At 68.5% G+C, this 18679-nt stretch carries 16 protein-coding genes; 1 reads left to right on the top strand and 15 read right to left on the bottom strand.

What is annotated here, in order from left to right:
- Window positions 1-19: 19 nt before the first annotated feature.
- The 14 genes from OYT95_RS23285 to OYT95_RS23220 all read right to left on the bottom strand — a co-directional run bounded on the left by OYT95_RS23285 (window position 20) and on the right by OYT95_RS23220 (window position 16998).
- A complete protein-coding gene (locus tag OYT95_RS23285) occupies window positions 20-1276 on the bottom strand; it encodes an ATP-grasp domain-containing protein (RefSeq protein ID WP_268789223.1) in 1257 nt (418 codons plus the stop codon).
- On the bottom strand, window positions 1273-2592 hold the full coding sequence (locus tag OYT95_RS23280; RefSeq protein ID WP_268789222.1) for an MFS transporter: 1320 nt from the start codon (window positions 2590-2592) through the stop codon (window positions 1273-1275). Before OYT95_RS23280 ends, OYT95_RS23285 begins: the two co-directional genes overlap by 4 nt.
- Window positions 2589-3335, bottom strand: a complete 747-nt coding sequence (locus OYT95_RS23275; protein WP_128641004.1) for a hypothetical protein — start codon at window positions 3333-3335, stop codon at window positions 2589-2591. The genes OYT95_RS23280 and OYT95_RS23275 overlap by 4 nt, the downstream gene beginning before the upstream one ends.
- The gene (locus OYT95_RS23270; RefSeq protein ID WP_268789221.1) at window positions 3332-4252 is read right to left on the bottom strand and encodes a branched-chain amino acid transaminase; all 921 of its coding nucleotides are present in this window, start codon (window positions 4250-4252) and stop codon (window positions 3332-3334) included. The genes OYT95_RS23275 and OYT95_RS23270 overlap by 4 nt, the downstream gene beginning before the upstream one ends.
- Window positions 4243-5508 (bottom strand): GNAT family N-acetyltransferase, encoded by a 1266-nt coding sequence (locus OYT95_RS23265; RefSeq protein WP_268789220.1) that lies wholly within the window; start codon window positions 5506-5508, stop codon window positions 4243-4245. The genes OYT95_RS23270 and OYT95_RS23265 overlap by 10 nt, the downstream gene beginning before the upstream one ends.
- Window positions 5505-6731, bottom strand: a complete 1227-nt coding sequence (locus OYT95_RS23260) for an ATP-grasp domain-containing protein (RefSeq protein WP_037229853.1) — start codon at window positions 6729-6731, stop codon at window positions 5505-5507. The genes OYT95_RS23265 and OYT95_RS23260 overlap by 4 nt, the downstream gene beginning before the upstream one ends.
- Window positions 6728-7807 (bottom strand): Ldh family oxidoreductase, encoded by a 1080-nt coding sequence (locus OYT95_RS23255; protein WP_268789219.1) that lies wholly within the window; start codon window positions 7805-7807, stop codon window positions 6728-6730. The genes OYT95_RS23260 and OYT95_RS23255 overlap by 4 nt, the downstream gene beginning before the upstream one ends.
- Window positions 7804-9294 (bottom strand): GNAT family N-acetyltransferase, encoded by a 1491-nt coding sequence (locus tag OYT95_RS23250; RefSeq protein WP_268789218.1) that lies wholly within the window; start codon window positions 9292-9294, stop codon window positions 7804-7806. Before OYT95_RS23250 ends, OYT95_RS23255 begins: the two co-directional genes overlap by 4 nt.
- The gene (locus tag OYT95_RS23245; protein ID WP_268789217.1) at window positions 9291-10613 is read right to left on the bottom strand and encodes a KamA family radical SAM protein; all 1323 of its coding nucleotides are present in this window, start codon (window positions 10611-10613) and stop codon (window positions 9291-9293) included. Before OYT95_RS23245 ends, OYT95_RS23250 begins: the two co-directional genes overlap by 4 nt.
- Window positions 10610-11626: an AurF N-oxygenase family protein gene (locus OYT95_RS23240; protein WP_268789216.1), complete on the bottom strand. Its 1017-nt coding sequence runs from the start codon at window positions 11624-11626 to the stop codon at window positions 10610-10612. The genes OYT95_RS23245 and OYT95_RS23240 overlap by 4 nt, the downstream gene beginning before the upstream one ends.
- Window positions 11623-12381: a TauD/TfdA family dioxygenase gene (locus tag OYT95_RS23235; RefSeq protein WP_328286509.1), complete on the bottom strand. Its 759-nt coding sequence runs from the start codon at window positions 12379-12381 to the stop codon at window positions 11623-11625. Before OYT95_RS23235 ends, OYT95_RS23240 begins: the two co-directional genes overlap by 4 nt.
- 195 nt (window positions 12382-12576) lie before the next feature.
- Window positions 12577-14184 carry an SLC13 family permease gene (locus tag OYT95_RS23230; RefSeq protein WP_037229860.1) on the bottom strand — a complete coding sequence of 536 codons (1608 nt, stop codon included), beginning with the start codon at window positions 14182-14184 and terminating at the stop codon, window positions 12577-12579.
- Window positions 14185-14287: 103 nt separating this feature from the next.
- Window positions 14288-15178, bottom strand: a complete 891-nt coding sequence (locus OYT95_RS23225; RefSeq protein WP_268789214.1) for a universal stress protein — start codon at window positions 15176-15178, stop codon at window positions 14288-14290.
- Window positions 15175-16998 carry an amino acid permease gene (locus OYT95_RS23220; protein WP_268789213.1) on the bottom strand — a complete coding sequence of 608 codons (1824 nt, stop codon included), beginning with the start codon at window positions 16996-16998 and terminating at the stop codon, window positions 15175-15177. Before OYT95_RS23220 ends, OYT95_RS23225 begins: the two co-directional genes overlap by 4 nt.
- A 314-nt stretch (window positions 16999-17312) precedes the next feature.
- Between OYT95_RS23220 and OYT95_RS23215 the strand changes: the two genes are divergently transcribed.
- On the top strand, window positions 17313-17618 hold the full coding sequence (locus OYT95_RS23215; protein ID WP_268789212.1) for a hypothetical protein: 306 nt from the start codon (window positions 17313-17315) through the stop codon (window positions 17616-17618).
- A 52-nt stretch (window positions 17619-17670) separates the two neighbouring features.
- Here OYT95_RS23215 and OYT95_RS23210 read toward each other — a convergent pair whose 3' ends face one another.
- Window positions 17671-18645 carry an MBL fold metallo-hydrolase gene (locus OYT95_RS23210; RefSeq protein ID WP_268789211.1) on the bottom strand — a complete coding sequence of 325 codons (975 nt, stop codon included), beginning with the start codon at window positions 18643-18645 and terminating at the stop codon, window positions 17671-17673.
- Window positions 18646-18679 lie beyond the last annotated feature (34 nt).

The raw sequence follows: 18679 nt of genomic DNA, 5'->3' as shown, positions 1-18679 counted from the left end.
CGGTAGGACATCTGCAGGGTCACACCGTCACCGTGCTCGCGGCGGCCACGCGCACCTGAAACTCGAGACGCGCCACGGCCTCCCGGGCGGAGTCGAGGGCCTGCTCGGCGGTGTCCCCGACGGCGCGGGCGTACGCGACACGCGAATCGGACGACTCCAGGACGCTGACCGCGCCGCCCGGGCGGACCAGGAGTTGCACGTCGGTCACGCCGTCGACCTTCCGTGCGTCGTCGACACCGCCCACGTCGACGAGGACGCCCGCGACCGGTGCGGCGGCGAACCAGATCGCGGAACAGCGGCCCGGCCGCTCCTCGGCGAGGACGGCCCGGATCCCGGGTAGGACCTTCTCCCCGACGGTCTGCCGCACGACGCATTCGGCGAGGTCCACACCGGTGGCATCGAAGGCCAGGGACGGAATCTCGTCGCCGCCCATCCGCACATGGGTTTCGATCACCCTGGGGCCGGTTGGGGTGAGCACGATCTCGGTGTGGGTTGCACCGAACTCCACGCCGACGGCGTCGAGCACCCTCGTCACGTACGTATGGATCCGTTCTTCCTGTTCCGCGGAGAGGGCGGCCGGTGCGACGTGCCCGAGTTCGACGAAGTTGGCGGGGTCGGAGAACTTGCGGGTGACGGCGACGATCTGGTGTTCGCCGCATTCCGACAGGGCCTCCACGCTGAATTGCGGGCCTTCGTGGAACTGCTCCACCAGCACGCCGCTGTCGGTCAGTCCGTCGAAGTCGCCCCCGGCGCGCGCGAACGCCGCGGCCAGTGCGCTGTGCTCCCGAACGATGGCCACCCCGGCACTGCCCGCGCCGCACACGGGTTTGACGACGCAGGGTAATCCGTGTTCGGACGCGAAGGCGCGCAACGCATCCACATCGGCGACGACCGCGGAGGCGGTGGCGTCGACACCCGACTCGCGAAGCGCGGCCCGCATGGCGTTCTTGTCGTGAACGGACGTCACCGTGCGGCGCGAGTGGGTGGCAAGGCCGAGGGCCTCCCCGATCGAGGCGCAGCGGTCCTGGTCGCGTTCGCCGAACGTGGCGATCCGGGTGAACGGATGCTGCGCATGTGCGGCGGCGGCCAGCGCGATCCATTCCTCGTCCGGCGCATCGTGGCGCACGGCGATGACCCGCGCATGCTCCGTCAGGCGGCGAAGCTTGGCGACGAATTCCAGTCGGCAGATCACCGAGGTCTGTGTGCCGGGGAGGGCGTCACGGACCCGGCCCGGGAGGTCGCGGCCGCTGCCGACGACGAGGACGTGTTCGGTCATTTCTTCACCTCGAGTGTCGAGAAGGGAGACAGTGCAGGAAGGTCGACGGCCGGGAGTTCCTTCGTCCGTGCGCGTTCCGCGAGACTGCGATGCGCCGCCGTCCGGGAGACCAGTGCCGCGGCCCCGAACGTCCCGGCCAGGACGGGCCAGGCCAGGACCCCGGCAGGCAACAGGACGACGACCAGAATTGTGGGGCCGAGCACCTTCTGGCCGGTCATGCCGAGGCTGAACGCGCCGAGGTAGCGGGCGACGGCCGGCTGCGGGGACAGCTCGGCCGACAGCTCCCAGGCGGCCACGGAGTGGATGTTCTCGGCGATCGACAGCGCCACGACTGCAACGACAACGGCGGCGATCGCCACTGTGGTGGCGGCCATCTGGCCGACCGCGAGTGCACCGCAGCAGAAGGCCATCAGTCCCCCGGTCCACGTCAGGAGCCGCACCGCCGCGGCCGCGCCCTCCGCGAACCGGGCGACGTAGACCTGCAGGACCACCGTGAGCACGGTGTTGACCGCCATGAGCACCGGCACCCACGCGAGCGGCACCGACGTGTACTCGATGACCCAGATCGGGAGCAGAACGATCAGCACGGTGTCGTACAGCGACAGGACACCGTTGCCGACGGTGAAGACCATGAACCACCGGTCGCGGAACGGTGAGCGAACCCCGGTTTCGGTCTGCTCGGGACCGTCGGGGCGAGGCGTGCGTTGCACGACCGTTCCCGTCCTCCGGAGTACGAGCCGCACGGCGAACGCGATGACCACGAAGGAGATTCCGTTGCCCAGGAACAGCGCCGTGAACGCGGCGGGGGTGCCGGTCACGAACACGACACCCGCAAGCAGGAACCCCGCGGTGAGACCGACGTTGCGGATGGCGCGGATGGTGGCCATCGTCCGAGTCCGGTCGCGGCCACCGATCACCGCGGTCACCACCGCCTGCTGGATCGGGCTGCTCGCCCGGTCGGCCGCGGTGAGCAGCACGGTGAGCACGAGGTAGGCGGTGAAATCGGATACGAGCGCGAAGCATCCGTAGCCGATGCCGCGCACCAGCAGGAGTGCCACGTAGAACCGGCCGGGCCCCACCCGGTCGGCCAGCCTGCCCAGCGGTACCGGGGCGAGCAGCGCGAGCGCACCCGCGATCGTCGTCGCGAGGGCGATCTGGTTCGCGCTGAGGCCGACCACGCCGATGAAGTACAGAGCGAAGGACGCGAAGAACATCCCGGTGCCCAGCGAGTCGATGCCTGCGCCGACGGCGAGCGTGCGACCGGCCGGGCTGTCGGGGAGCAGCGCATCCCCGAGCCGCCGGAGGCGGGTGTTCACGGGATGCTCCCCGGCGTCAGGAACGCGTGCACGAGATCGGCGGACCGCTGTACGTGGGTGGGTGTCGCCGCTTCGGGCGCCGGTCGCCGCAGGTGGTTCCAGGCGTACCGGCGGGCCGCGTTGACGAGTAGTTCGGTGGCCCTGGACGACTCGGCCGCGGCGGACTGCGCGACCAGCGCTGCCGCGATGAGGAGTCTGCTCATCCGGTCGACCAGAACACACCCGGCGGCGGCGACGGTCGCGGGGTCTGCACCGACCCATTCGTGGCGGGTGGTGCCCAGGGCTCCGAGCGCGTCGTCCACCATCTGCCAGGCCGCGAGCAACCTCCCCTGGGGCGCCGCTCCGAGAAGCTCCCTGGACCGATGGGCCGCCGCGTCGAAGTGTTCGCGAATCGTCAGCAGTTCCAACGCGTGGGTGGTCAGGGTCCAGCAGTCGGCCCGGGCGGTGCCGCTCCCGTCGGCGCGGACGGTGTCCGCTGCAACCGAGTACGCGATGCAGCGCCGGGCCACCCTCCGTGCGCGACCGTGCGACAGCTGCGGAAGGGCGTGCCAGGCCCGGACGGCCATCACGTCGACCACCCGGTCGGCAATCTCCTCGCGCCGCGCATTCGCCCACGCACTGCCGTCGAGCAGGTCTGCCGCGCTCGCGAATCCGGTGACGGCGCCCTCCAGGATTCCGAGGCCCGCGGCGTCCCACACCGCGGCGACATGATCAGGGGCCGAGGGAAGCGAACGGGCGCTCATGCGAACTCCAGCCAGTGGCGGTAGGCGGGCTCCCGCCCGCGGACGACGTCGTGGAACACGTCGCGCAGCTGCTTGGTGATCGGGCCGCACCCACCCGCCGCCACCGGTCGGTCGTCGACGGACGCCACCGGGACGACTTCGGCGGCCGTGCCGGTGAGGAACGCCTCGTCGGCGACGTAGAGCTCGCTGCGGGTCAGGCTCTGCTCCCTGACCGTGATCCCCAGGTCGCGGGCGAGTGTGATCACGGTGTCCCGGGTCAGACCGGGCAGGATGTTGTCGCCGACCGGCGGGGTGATCAGCTCACCGTCGCGGACGGCGAAGATATTCGCGGCGGAGGCTTCGGCGACGTGCCCGGTGGAGGTGAGCATCAGTGCGTCGTCGTATCCGGCGCGCAGCGCGCCGACCTTGGCCAGTGCCGAATTGACATAGGCACCGGTCGCTTTGGCCAACGGCGGGACCGCGTGCACTCCGTTGCGTTGCCAACTGCTGACGACGAGGCGGCAGCCCTCTTGGTCCGCGGTTTCGCCGAGGTAGGAACCCCACGGCCAGGCCGCGACGGCCACCCGGGCAGTGTCCAACGCGGGCGCGACACCCATCGAGCCGTAGCCGAGGTAGACGATCGGTCGCAGGTAGCCGGAGTCCAGGCCGGTGCGGCGCAGCAGTTCGAGCGAGATCTCGGTGAGCTCGTCCACCGACCACCCGGGGTCCAGCAGATATACCCGCGCCGAGTCGTGCAGCCGGCGCAGGTGGTCGCGCAGCCGGAACACGGCCGGACCTCGGTCCGTCGCGTAGGCCCGGATGCCCTCGTAGACACCCCATCCGTAGTGCAGACTCGGTGTCAACACGTGGACCTGCGCCTCGTCCCAGGCAACGAATTCACCGTCCATCCAGACGGTACTGGTCGGGATCAGTTCCATTGTTCTGCTTTCGGTTCGGTGGCGGCAGGCCGCCGGGAAGGGACAGGGAGTGCCGGTGCGCCGACCAGATCCAGCCGCCGCTCGATGCTGCGCGATTGCAGCGTCAGAGCCTCTCGATACTTGTCGGCGCCTTCGCCTCGGAAGGCGAACCAGCCCCAGCGGGGTCGCAGTCGGCATCCGCGGGCGATCTTGGCCTCGTAGGCGGCGAGGCCGTAGTGGACGCGACGGATGCCGTGCTCCACCGCCCACCGCGCCGTCTCGTGGTAGGTCAGCGTCAGGTAGCAGCCACGAACACCCGGGGCGAATCCGGCAGTCCTGGCGAACAACGTGTCGGGGGTGCGGAGGTAGAGCACGAAACCCATGGGCCGACCGTCGAGTTCGGCGCGGAGCACCACACAGGAGTCGCCCAATTCCTCACGGACGGCGTCGAAATCGCGTCGGACGCGGTCCTCGCCACCGGGTAGCCCGTACTTGGCCCGGTGAGCGACCTGGAGGGCGACGACCTCGTCGTCGATCGCCGCGGGACCCCAGCGGACCACTGTGCGCAGACCGGCCTCGGTGTAGTCCGCGACCTCCTTGCGGAGCCGGACGCGACGGCGTTTGCTCAGGCTCGCGACGTATTCCGCCCAGCTGTGTCCGCTCAGGTCCTGCACACCCTCGGCGCCCAGCAAGGCCGCCGTGTACCCGGCGCGGGTCGCGGAACCGTCCACGTCCTCGGCCTCCGCCTCTCCGACGTACAGCAATGCTTCACTGCGGCAGCCGAGTTCGTCACCGGCCTGATGGAGCAGGTCGGGCAGGGCCGCCATGACCGCGCGGCGCTGATCGTGCGAACGGCCGGGCGCGTGCGCGACACCGTGGTGGTTTCCGAACATGGCGAGCGCCACCGACGGGTACTGATCCTCGCGGGCACCGGGCAGTGCCTCGGTCAGCTCGGCCCAGCGCAGCCGATCGGGGTGATCGAGCAACTCCGGTTCGGCCATCGGTCCTGCGGTTCCCGCCAGCCGGGGCGGGTCGTAGAAGAGCAGGCCCCCGGGCCGGGCCGTGAACAGCAGCGGCGCGACCGCGACGGTGCAGCCGCCCGCACGCACCTCGAGGTAGCGCACCTCGTGCAGGTCGGTGCGTTCGGTGAACCGCCACCACCGCACGTCCTCCCAGATGATGTCCGGGTCGGCGATGCCCGCGAAGTCGGCGGCGGTGGGGCGGGCGCCGCGGGGCAGGACGTGGCCGGTGATCCCGTCCACATGGGTGGCGGTCATGCTGCGTCCTCGCTTTCGGCACGGTCCCAATCGAATCCGGCGCTCACCTGTTCCGCGGTGGCGATCAGCCGATGTCCCAGCGCCGTGAAATCGGGGTCGGTCACCACCCAGTAGGCCAGGAAGTCCGCCGACTTGCGGTCGCGGTACCGGGCAGGGGTCCACTCGTCCCCGACGTGGGTGTTCAGCGTGAAGTCGTGCACGCCCGGCGGTGCGTCCGGCAGTCGCAGCACCCGGCCCTGGCGCGGCGGCACGCCATAGAACGCCGCGTGCGGGGCGGCCGCCACCCGGTCCCGGACCGCGTCCAGGTCGGTAGGCAACCCGCATTCCACCCGCGCCCAGAGATGCCGGGGGTCGATGCCCAGGACATGGCGCAGCATCGTCGGTATCGGCCCGCCGCCGATCCGCGCGGCCACTTCACAGAGCACGATGTCGCCGCCGGCGGTGACGAAGAACTCGGCGTGCACGCAGACGGTGGGCGGTGAGACGAGTGCATCGACGAGCCGCCAGGTCTCGTCCACGAGGCGCGCGCAGACCGGGTCGGTGGTGTCGACCGACCGGGAGCCGAACGGGGCGTCGGTCCAGTGCTCGAGGCACCCTTGGCCGGTGTAGCGGGACGCGACGGCGGCCACGGGGGCTCCGGCCACGCGGAAGGCGTCCACATGATGCACCGCTCCCTCGACGAACTTCTCGACCTCGTACGGTGTCGCCGTGACGATGTCGGTGAGTCCGGTCGCCTGTGCCGGCGAGTCGAGCACGTACACGCCGGTGGAGCCGGAACCACTACGCGGTTTGACGACGACGCGGCCCGGATTCTCAACCATGAAGTCGACGATGTCCGCCGGGTGGCGCACCGGCGCGAACGTCGGGACGAGAAGCCCCGCGGCCTGCGCCAATTCCTTCATCAGGATCTTGTCGCGGTAGGCGCCTGCTGTGGCGGAGTCCAGGCCGGGCAGGCCGAGTTCGCCGCGCAGTCTGGCGGCCCGTTCCACGTCGACCTCGGCCAGGGCGAACACAGCTTTCGGCCGGTGCCGTCCGGCGAGTTCCCGAGCGGCGCCGAGCACAGCGTCGTCGTCGTGATAGTCGGTGACCGTGACGATCTCGGCGAATCCCTCGCCCGGGTCCGTTCCGGCGGCGCAAACCGCCACCAGCCGTCCACGTTTCTCCGGCAGCCACTGGGCGAAGGGCAACCCGGCGGCGCGCGGGCTGATCAGTACGAGAATCATCGAGAAGTTTCCTTCCTGGTCGCGGCGAATCCATCGAAGTTCGGTGCCACCGCCGCGAAGACTTCCGCGGTCCGGGCGTCCAGCGGTATGCCCCGTGCCCGCCGTTCGCGCTCGTGGGCGCGTTGCGGATCACCCGGGGCCACCACCGGCGACCCGGTGGCGGATGTTGCCCCGCGGACGGTGCCCAGGAGGTCTGCCAACCCGGCCGCGAATTGCGTATGCCCACTGAATGCTCCGGGGTCCAGAGCGAGGACGAAGTGGCCGACCCCTCGGCTTCGACCGGGCGTTCCCTCACCGACTTGCTCGAGCTGCCAGTCGGGCGGCGACCCGGTCAACACGGCGCCCAGCAGAGTGACCGCCATTGCCAGGCCCTGTCCCTTGTATCCGCCGAGTGGCGACAGGGCGTAGGCCTCGTCGGGTTCCGCGGTCGGCCGCCCGTCGCGGTCGGTGGCCCAGCCGCTGTTCAGTGGTCGTCCCTCGGCCCGGCGGTGCTTCACCTCGCCGAAACACACCTGGCTGGTGGCCATGTCGAGGGCGAGCCCGTCGTCCCCCGTACCCGCGGCCACGCTGATCGGGTTCGTGCCGAACAGCGGCTCGACCCCGCCGTACGGGGCCACCCGGGAGGCGGCGGACGTGACTGCGATACCGATCATCCCCTGCCCGGCCAGGTGCCGGGTATAGACCGACGCCGCGCCGAAGTGGTTGGAATTGCGCACGCCCACCGCCGCGACGCCGAAAGCCTTGGCCCGGTCGGCTGCCAGGCGGGCGGCGGCGAGTCCGGCGAGCACGCCGAGTGCGCCGTCCGCATCCAGCAGCAGTCCGGCCCCACGGTCCCGGACCACGGTCGGACACGCCGCTGCATTCGCGACGCCCGTCGCGAGTTCGTCCAGGTATTGCGGCAGCAACCGCAGACCGTGGGTGTCGATGCCGCGCAAGGAGGTGTCGACGAGCGCGGCGGCCACCAGATCGGCGTCGTCCTCCGGCACTCCCGCCTCGACGAGTGCGATCGCGGCAAGCCAGCGGGCCTCCTGCTCGTCGAACAGCGAGTTGTTGTTCCGCTGTGTCGGGTGGATCATGAAGCACTCCAATGCATGAAGACGTGTCGGCCGATGCCCGGGATGTCGAACTCCGGGCCCAGAATCCGGAAGCCCTGCTTGACGTAGAAGCCGGCGGCGGACGTGCGGGCGTTGCACCAGACCGCGCCTGCACCGGCCAGCACGGCGTTCGTGAGGACGGTGCGCAGAAGTGTTGTCCCGGCACCGGTACCGCGAACCTCCTCGAGGGTGGCCATACCGCGGAGGCGCCAACCGCGGCCGGGGCGAAGGCCTGGCACGGCGTGCGTTTCGGGTGGATCCTCGTGGTACAGCGAGGCCACGCCGACTGGACGTCCCGCGACGAGTGTGGCGAAGTGCCGGGTGCCGACGTGCGCGTCCTCGGGGTAGGCGCAGGTCTCGGGTGGTTGACCGGGCCGGAGCACCGTGTGGCGGATCGGCCGCACGTCGGCAGCGGATACCGGCCGAACATGCCAGCCGTGCGCGGTCGGATCGGGGAGGTAGCCGGAACCGGGACGATCCGGGAGGGTGACGCGGCCGGCGCCGTCGAGTGTCAGCCCGTGGCCGGTGTTCACCGCGAGGAGGTCGACTGCGTCGACATCGAGGTGGTCGGCCAGTCCCCCGAGGTGGGCGGTGGCCGACACCCCGGCCGCGGATTCGGGCATGCAGCCGAGCATGGTGATCAGGCCGCGTTCACGGGCCCGGCGCAGCAGCGCGACGGACGGGGTGATGCCCCCGGCCTTCATCGGCTTGACGTTGATGCCGTCGAACGCGTCGGTGCAGGCGTCCAGATCACGCGGTGATGCGATGCTCTCGTCCGCGATCACCGGGATCGGGCTGCGCTCCTTCAGGATCCGGGCCTCTCGCCACGCCGAGCGCGGAAACGGCTGCTCGATCAACTGCACGCCGAGTTCCTGCAGGCCGGGCAGGACGGGGAGCAGTCGGGACAGCTCCCAGCCGCAGTTGCCGTCCACGGAGAACGGCGCGTTCGTATGGCAGCGGAGTTCCTTGACGACGGTGAGGTCGCCCGGATCGGCGAGCTTGATCTTGTACGCCGACCACCCGGGCCGTTCGCGGAGTTTGTGGACCATCACCTCGGTCTCGTCGAGCCCGATACTGAAGCTGGAACGCAACTCCCGCGGTCGTTCCAGCCCGAGGGCCTGCCACAGCGGCACACCGAGCAGCCGTGCCCGCAGATCGTGCACCGCGGTGTCGAGGGCGGCCAGGACGAACGGCGAATCGGGCAACTCGGCGGACAACGCTCGCCACACCGCGACCGGGTCGTCGGGACCGAGGTCGATCAGCAACGGCGCAATCCGCCGCAGATCCGCGTGCATCCGGTCCAGGTCCGAATTGTAGTGGTCCGTCATGAACGCGGATGCCTCGCCGAATCCGGCCAGACCGTCCTGCTCCACCTCGACCACCAGTCCCCGCTGCACCGGAATCGCCTCTCGCGCAGAGCGCCACAGATGCCGTTGCGTCAAGCTGATTTCGTGCGCGGTGACCTTCACGCGTTGCCTCCGGCGCCGAAGTATTCGCGGTCACGCGGGCCGTGCGGGCGGAGGTCGTCCCACCACTGCGCGTGCTCGTCGTATTTCGCGAAGAACGGCTTGCCGACCAGGTCCGCCCGGCGTGCCTGCAGGAACCGCAGCGCGAACGCACGTCCGCCGTCGAGATCGACGACGCCGTCGACCACGACCTTCCCCGGGGACGCCGACATCACCGGACCCCGCGCGGTCCGCCCGAGTCCGGAGACGCGTTGCAGCGCTTCGCGGTAGATGTCGACCGCTCGCGCCAGTGGCAGACCGAAGTACGGTCGGGCACCGGTGTCCCGCTCGACGAACATGTAGTACGGCACGACCCGGTTGCGGACCTGTGCCTGCCAGAGGTCGGCCCACGTGCGCGGGTCGTCGTTGACGTGACGCACCACCGGGGCCTGAGCGCGGAGCACCGCGCCGGTCGACGCCAGCCGGGCCAGCGCGGCCCGGGCGGCATCGGTCTGCAATTCCGCGACGTGCGACAGGTGCAGCATCATCGCGACGTGCTTGCCGGCGGCGGTCAGCCGCTCGAGCAGCCGCAACAGGTCGTCGGCTTCCGGCCCGGCCAACAGCCGGTACGGCCAGAACGAGACGGCCTTCGTGCCGATCCGGATCGTCTCGACGTGTTCCCGCCCCGGTTCGAGCAGCGGCTCCAGATACGAGGCCAGCAACTCGGTCCGCATGACCAGCGGGTCGCCCCCGGTCAACAGCACGTCGGTGATGCCGGGGTGCAGGTCGAGGTACCGGGTCATCGCCTCCGGCCCGGACATGGCCATCTTCAGGTCCGGGGTGTCCACGAACTGGGCCCAGCGGAAGCAGTAGCCGCAATAACTGTGGCAGGTCTGCCCCTGGCGGGGGAACACCAGCAGGGTCTCGGAGTACTTGTGCTGCATGCCCGAACCGTCGATATCGTCGTGCTGCGGAACGTTCATGCTCAGCTGGTCACCCGGGTGCGGGTTCAGTGCGGCCCGGACCGTGTCGACCGCCTGCCGGACGGTGCCCCGATCTCCCTGCGCCACGGCCTGCTCGATCAGCGCGAAGTGCTCGGGCTCGAGCATGTCGCGGTGTGGGAAGGTCAGCCGGTAGATCGGGTCGTCCGGCGCACGGCCCCAGTCGATCAGCTCGTCGATGACGTAGCTGCTGACCTTGAACGGCAGCACCTGGGACACCACGTGGGCCTCGTGCCCCAGGACCGGGTCGCCGGTTCGCTCGGCGACGAGCTTGCGGAGCCGGTCGCCGCTGATCGATCGCGGAGCGAGGGCCGCGCGGGTGTCGAGATCGAGTAGGGTCATTTATCCGTCACCGCCAGACCCCAGTCGAAGTCGACGTCGCCCAGAACATTCATGTCCGACATCAGCGAGTACAGACCGCTGTAGTCGCGCACGAGCCGCGAACCGGATTTCTCGGCGCGCACGTCGGCGAGCATCTTCTCCCATCCGGTGACCTTCTCGATCCGGAAGATCGCTTCCCACGTCGAGTAGTCCGTGGCGACGAACGCCTCCAGCCCGGCAACCAGCATGTCCAGGAAGAAGCGGCGTTTGACGGGGTCCAGCACCTCGTACACCAGCTTCGCCATCTCGTCGGAAATCGATGCGTGGCAGTACTCGTCCCGGTTGTGCAGCTTTGCGGTGGTGGAATTGACCACCTGGATGTCGTGATCGTCGGCCAGCAGATCGAGATACGCGTTGATCGAGATCTCGGAGACCGTGGCGAAGGCCAGCGTGGTCAGGCTGCGCTGCCAGCGTTCGGCGGCATGGGCCCGCAGCCGACGGTGTACCTGCGAGGTGTGCGATTCGGGTAAGGCGCTGTCGGGGAACAGGTTCTCCCGTTTACGTCTGGTCAGCGCGCTCGCGTTGATGTGCATCAGGGTGTGGTACTGCTCGTCGACCATGGCCTGGGCGAGGGCGATGTCCATGTCCTGGCCGCCGAGACCCGGGAATTCGCCGTCCATGACGAGTGCGAACGCCGGGTTGGCGACGCGCTGCTCGGCGAGCACCGTGTGCCGGTTGTACGCGATCCAGGCCCAGCTCAGCAGCCGCGACCGCAACGGGTCGGGCATCGCCTGCCACGTCGGATGGTCGCGGAACGGCACGATTGCCTCGGGGTAGTCGGCCCGGCCGGCGTCGAACAACTCGTCGAGGTCGGGCTCGTCACGCTTCACCGTCGACCGTCGGTGCCAGTTGCCGGCGAGGCGGCTGATGACGGCGTTCTCGGCTTCGTCGGCAGGGTCGAACGACGGCAGTCCGGGAAGGTGCACCAGCCCGTCGTCCTCCGAGCACTGCAGGTGGAATTCATCGATGATCATGCGCGAGTCCGGTCGCCGGCCCAGAAACGAGTGAGGTGACGGGCGCGGTCGGCGTACTCCGAACGCGCGTGCAGCATCCGCTGGTTGTCCCAGATGAGCAGTGCGTTCTCGGGGATCAGCACGCGGGTGCGCAGTTCGTGGAACAGGTCGCTGACGCGATGCGCCAACCTGCGACCGGCCCGGCCGAGCGGCAGCCGAAAGTCGTCGACGTCGGAGTCGTGGTGCGGGTCGTAGTCGGCCGCGGTGAGCAGGTTGTAGCTGAAGCGCAGGGCGGTGCGGCCGGTGTCGTCCGCGCCCAGCATCGTGGTGCGTACACCCCCCTCCGGGCCCGGGAAGGTCAGTTCGGCGTCCGTCATCAGGGTGAGCTCGGCCGGTTCCAGGGCGTCGACGAGCCGCCGGATGTCGAGCAGATCGGTGTGGCCGCCGCCGCAGCGCGCCTGCCGGTGGCAGAACAGCGCCAGGTACGCCGGGCTGGGATTCCAGCCCGGGGCCTCGGTGTGCGCCAGAATCGTGTTCGCGCTCTGCGAGTACGCCCGATGGTCGTTGCCGGGACGGTACGTCACCTCGTGAGTGAGAAGCCCGTTGTATTGCGGGACCAGATCACCCAGGGAGCCAACCACTTCCGCTGCGGCGGCGCGGTCGGGCACGTCGTGGACGACGACGTAGCCGTCCTCCCCCAGCCGGGACCGGTCGAGACGGCCTTCCACCGTTTTCCCACCTGCAGGGGCAGAAACCACATGACAATTCGGCGACATCCATTCCTCCATTCCGAAAACCCGACTGGGATACGCACCCCGTGATGCCGGTCGGTCGAGACCGGGATCGTCGTGATCGGTTTCAAGAATGTGGCCGTGCCGCCACGCACACCAGGCACCCTAGGGGAGCCAAAACGTCACCCGGACAGAACTGCCGGGGCTGTAACAACATCTTCAGGTGGCCGCACCGACTGATCACCCACCGCCGAGGCCGACCACTCCGATCATCAAGGGCAGGAAGACGATGATCAGAATCGCGCCGACGATGTCGAAGGTGATACCGCTTCGGATCATCGTGGTGATCCGGACGGCTCCGGAGCCGTAGACCACCGCGTTCTGCGGCGTCGAGACCGGCAGCATGAAGCCGAACGAGGCGGCGAACGTGGCCGCGAGCGCAGGCACGAAGGGGTTGACGCCGGCCGCCACCGCCACCGGGATCACGATCGGCACCACGACCGCCGCCGACGCCGTGTTGCTCGTCGTCTCCGACACGGCGATGGCCAACAGCACCGCGAAGATCGTGATGGCGACGACGCTCGTCAGGCCCAGCGAGTCCGCGACGGATGTGCCGATCGTCTCGGCGAGTCCGGTGTCGGCGAGCAGTGCGCCGAAGATGATGCCGCTGCCGAACAGCACGATCGTGCCCCAGTCGATCTCTGCTGCGTCCCGCCAGGTCAGCGTGAATTCCCGATTCTCCCAGTCGGTCGGCAGAAGGTAGAGCAACGCCGCCCCGAAGACCGCGACCATGCCCTCGTCGAGTCGGTCGCTGATCGTGGCGTAGAGATCCGAGTCGTTGCCGGCGATCACCGCGACGACGCCGGGCAGGATCCACAGCGTCACCGTGACTCCAAACGCGATGAGCGTGTTCTTCTCGGCACGCGACAGCGGGCCCATTTCTGCGCGCTGTTCCGCCAGGTAGTCGGCGACGCCTTCGATGCGCCGGATCTCGGGCGTGTTGAGGCGCAGCAGGATGATGGCGAGCGCGATGAACATCAGCAGGCAGATCGGGATGGCCATCACCATCCACTGCCCGAAGCTGATCCGCTCCCCGGTGGCCTCCTCGATGAGCCCGCGTCCGATGAGGTTGGGTGGGCTCCCCACCGGCGTCAGCAAGCCGCCCACGCTGGCGCTGTACGCGAGCATCAGCATGATCGCGGCCCCCACCCGTAGGCGCAGCGGGTCGAAGTCCGGGGCGACGACGCCGCGGTGCTGCATGACCTTCGCGATGACGCCGAGAATTCCCAGTGCCGTGGGCAACAGCATGGCCACGGTCGCGGTGTTCGATACGAACGCCGAGAGCCCGCACGTGATCGCGCCGAACGCGACGATCACGCCGGTAGTGGACTGGCCGACACGCGGCAGGGTCAGGATCCGAAACGCGAACCGCCGCGCCACGCCGTGCTTGAGCATCGCCTGGGCGAGGATGAACGCTCCGATGAACGTGAAGATCGTCGACGACCCGAACGCGGCGAGGACCTCGTCGGCCGGCGCCACGCCCAGAAATACGACGATCGCCACCCCGAGCAGCCCGGCGATCGGGATCGGCACCGCCTCGGTCACCCACAGCACGATGACGCCGAGCAGCACGCCGGCCAACGTCTGCTGGTTGGGCGGTATGTCGATCGGCAGGGCGAGGAAGCCGATCGTGATCAGCGGCGCGAGAAACAGCCCGATCGTGCGGCGGCCCTTCTCGAACCGCTCCTCGGCGGGTGAGAGCTGCTGTTCGCCGAGGCTGCGATAGGTGGTGTGCCCGAGCAGCGCCTTGTCGACGTCGGTGCGGTCGCCGTGGTTCTCGGCTGTCATGGTCCCTCCCCTGCGACACGGATCGGTACGGGAGTAGTACCCAGCAACGAACGTCCTAGTCGTTGCGACGGCATGTTTTCTCGCGGATGGGCACGAACGACGCCTAGGCCGTCACCTTGTTTCTGGGAACGATCAGCACCGGCACCGGTGCGTGACGCAGGATCTTCGAGGCTGCCGAGCCGAGGAACACGTGGGCCGCGGGTCCGGCTGCGCCCGACCCGAGCGCCAGCATGTCGCCGGCTTCCCAGGAGACGGCCTCCACCGCTTCGCGCCAGTCATGGCCGCTGCCCACCACGACGTCTACGTCGGGTACCGGGATTCGGGCGCGAACTACGTTGAGCTGCTTGATGATGTCGTCGCGCGTCCGGCGCGCCCACTGTTGGACCACGAGGTCCTCCGTCGATCGCTCGATCGCGCCACCGAACATCGTCATCGGCCGCACCGTGAACGACACGATCCGCAGTTGCACCGGCCACTGCCTGGCCAGCTCGGCGGTGGCAGCAACGAGCCCGTTGACATCGGCCTCGCCTCCGTATGCGACGGTGATCCGGCGGATCGACTCGGGCACCGGCGGGTAGCCGCGCGGAGCGATCGCGACGGGCACCGCCGCGGTATGGACCAGTCGTTCGGTGACGCTGCCCAGTGTCACCCTGCCCAGCAACCCGGACGACGACGACCCGACCACGACGTAACGCGCGTCGTGGTCGGCGACGAGTTCGATCAAACCTGTTGGAATGGAATCGGATTGGTAGACGAGGCGGGGAATGTCCAGGCCCCCGGGCAGCTGGCCGACCACCCTGTCCAGTGCGCGCGAAGCCTGCTCGGTGACGTAGCCCAGGTATTCGCGTTCGATGGGGTCGTCTTTCGCAGGCCACGGCCGTTCCACGATCGCCGCGGCCACAACCTTGTCACCGGTCCAGCGTGATATCTGCACCGCCAGGTTGAGGGGCGCGGTCCCCTGACGGCTCGAGCTGAAGCCGGCGATGATCGTCATCGGGGGGATCCCTCTGCGGCGACCGGGGTGACGACGACGTGCGTCACCGGCACAGAGTGCTCGGCGCGGGCGCGGTCCACGACGTCGAAGCGGTGCCACACCGACTCTTCGGGTGGCAGTGTCGAGATGACGATCTGATCCGGACGGAACGAGTCGACGGCCGCGGCCAGGGCCCGCAGCGGCCGGTAGTCGCCCAACTCACCGTCGGCTTCGAGGTTCTCCGCGCGGAGGGTCGCCAGCGTGTCGTCCAGCCGCTGCTGTGCGACCTCTCGGGTGGCTTCCGCGACGTCGAGTGGACCGTGGGTGGCGGCAGTTCCGGTCTCGATCGGGCTGGCCGGCACGACCACGAAGTAGGTGGCATCCCGATCCGCGTCGATGCGACGAAGCTCGTCGAGCATTTCCTCGGACTGGACGGTCTGGTTCGCCAGCACCAGCACACGGTGAGGTCGTGTCGTCGCCGCGACGCCTTCCACGACCGGCCGCCGACCCACGAACCACTTGTTGGCGAGGAACAGCAGGATGACGACTGCCCACGACACCAAACTCAACACCAGCTGCGACCGCACGTCGTCTTGCAGGCCCATCTGCACCAGGATCGCCACGATCGCGGCCGCGGTGATGATCGACAACACCGGGAACAGCCACATCTTGACCCGTAGCTCCGAGTCCGGGGTGCGGTACCGCAGCACGATCTGGGAGACGGCGATGAGCAGGTACACGAACAGGATGACCGCACCGCTGGAGTTCAGCAGGAAGACGAAGACGGTGTCCGGTGAAACTGCCGCGGCGATGACACACAGAAAACCGACCACCGAGGAGGCGAGAATCGCGATGGCAGGCACCCCTCGACGGGTCACCCGGACCAGCTGCGCGGGCGCCTCCCGGCGCGCAGCGAGCACGAACAACATGCGCGATGCGGTGTACATGCCCGAGTTGAGACAACTCAGCACCGCCGTCAACACCACGGCGTTCATGATGTGGTCGGCGTACGGAATACCCATTTCGGTGAACGCGGCGACGAAGGGGGACGCGGCCGCATCCTCGTCGTTCCACGGAAGGATCGTCGCCAGCAGGAACGTCGAGCCGACGAAGAACACGGCGATTCGCACGATCACCGAGTTGGCGGCCTTGGTCACCGCCCGCTCCGGATCCGACGACTCCGCAGCGGCGATCGTCGCGATTTCGGCGCCGACCATGGAAAAGATCACCGTGACCACACCGACGGTAATGGCCATGGCGCCGAACGGAAGGAACCCGTCATGGCTCCACAGGTTGGAGAAATCGAGTGATTTGGACGGCCACAAGCCGAGCACGAACAATGTGCCCAGCCCGATGAACACCACGATCGCGGCCACCTTGATCCCGGCGAACCAGAATTCGAACTCGCCGAAGGACGAGACGGAGAACAGATTCGTCGCCGTCATCAAGATCATCAGAACCAACGCCGCCAACCACAGCGGGACGTCGATCCAGTACTGGATGATCGTCGCCCCGGCGATCGCCTCGAAACCGACGACGATCACCCAGAAGTACCAGTACAACCAGCCCACGGAGAAGCCGGCCCAGTTGCCCAACGCGGCGCGGGCATAATCGGCGAACGATCCGGTCGACGGATTGGCCACCGCCATCTCGGCCAGCATCCGCATGACCATGATGATCAGGACCCCGGCAAGCCCATAGGTAATGAAGGCCCCCGGCCCGGTGTCGCCGATGACGACACCCGAGCCGACGAACAGGCCTGCGCCGATCACCCCGCCGATCGCAATCATCGTCAGCTGCCGCTGGCTCAGCGCCTTCTTCAATGTGGGTGTTGCGCTCATGACGTCCCTCCGATACTCGACGCACCGGCTACTCGCTCTCTTGGCGAGACCGGCTGTCGGATTCCGTGGGATGTACTCGGCTGGGCACGCGACCAGAGGGAATGAGCCGCAAGGCTTACGTCTCAATCGTAAGCCGCACCGTCCGTCCACCGAGCGGGATCGGGCAGCTGGATCCGGTGCGCGCTGCGTTTGACGGCACCGGAACTTCCGCCCCGGGCAGGCGACAGCGCCCCCCGAAGTGCGCACAATAGAAGGGTGCAACCGGCGCGCCTACTCCACAGCACGAGGTCGAGCAGCCGCAGAAGGAGTTCACGATGAATTCGAAGAAGACCGTGGCGGCAGCCGTGATCGCCGGTGCGCTTGGCGTCAGCGCACTTGGGCTCGGCACCGGCACGGCTAATGCTGATCCATGGCCACCGCCGATTCCCGGTATCTCGGTACCCGACGTGGTTCCACCGCCCGGACAGCTGGGGCAGCTGCCGTTCATCCCACCGCCGGGCCAGTTGGGACAGCTTCCGTTCGTGCCGCCCCCGGCCACTGGGACAAGCCGTGGAAATGGCTTCGTTGAGCTGAGTCGGGTGTGCGCGGGCTTGACCAACTCAGACCGATTTGCCGCGTAGTCGATCAGCGGGCGAGGGCCTAATGGCGCGTCGTGGTGCCGTCAGTGTGGTTTCAGCCTGCCGTGCAGGGAGAGTACGTCGAGGTGGGCGGTGATCTCCATGACGGCGGACAGCCGGTGCTCGGGTGGCAGTTCGTCGAGTTGCCGCCTTCGGTGAGTCCTTCGCATCGATTTCGCCACGTGGTAGGCCGCGGTCGCGCCGGCAGCGATGTGCTCACACACTTCGTCGAGACGCTCACGGTGGTGGTGGAGAATCTCGTCGACTCGATCGCGGGTGCTGGCGGTGACGGGGCCGTGAGAAGGCAGCAGTGCGGTGCCGGGAGACCTCGAACGAGTTCGAGGGAGCGGAGATAGGAACGCAACGGATACGGTTCGGGTGCCCACTCGAAACCGATCGACGGCGTGATCCGCGGCAGAATATGGTCACCCGAGAACAGAATTCGGGTGTCGGCGTGTTGGAAGACGACGTGCCCTCGGGTGTGTCCCGGGGTGGCAATCACCTCGAGCGCCCCGTCGCGTAGTGGAATCACGTCACCGTGGTCGGGCCAGCCTTCCGGTCGGCCGTGGGCGATGTCGGCCCCTTCCCTGGCTTCCCCATTTCGTGCGATACGCTCAGCGAGTCTCGTTGCCCCGCACCGTGTGAGCAACGGCGGATGATTGGGAAACCGTCCCACATCGGTGAGGAAACTGTCGATACTGTGGCGCTCTTCTCGGCCCGCGAACAGTGCGCAGCCCAGCGTCGTCCGCCACGCGAATGCCTGCGAGTAGTGATCTCCGTGGTGGTGTGTTGCCAGGCAGACGGTGATGTCGTCGAGTCGGTGGCCGAGTTGCCGTAGCGCGGCGGTCATGGCCTGCTCGGTTTCCGGGCCGACCCAGCCGGGATCGATGACGAGCAGGCCGTCGGCACCCTCGAGCACGTAGGAGTTGACCGCTGCCGGCCCGTCCAAGGGGAGGGACAGCGGAATGCGGTGTACGCCCGGAGCGACGAATTGAGCACCGGGTTCGGTCCAGTCCTGCGGTTGCTGCATGGTGGGCACCGTGGTTGTCTCCTGTGGAACGTGG

The sequence above is a fragment of the Rhodococcus sp. JS3073 genome (assembly GCF_026810085.1).
GTDB classification, from domain to species: domain Bacteria; phylum Actinomycetota; class Actinomycetes; order Mycobacteriales; family Mycobacteriaceae; genus Rhodococcus_F; species Rhodococcus_F wratislaviensis.
The sequence above is the reverse complement of the archived record's forward strand: the minus strand, read 5'-3'. Positions and strand labels throughout refer to the sequence as shown.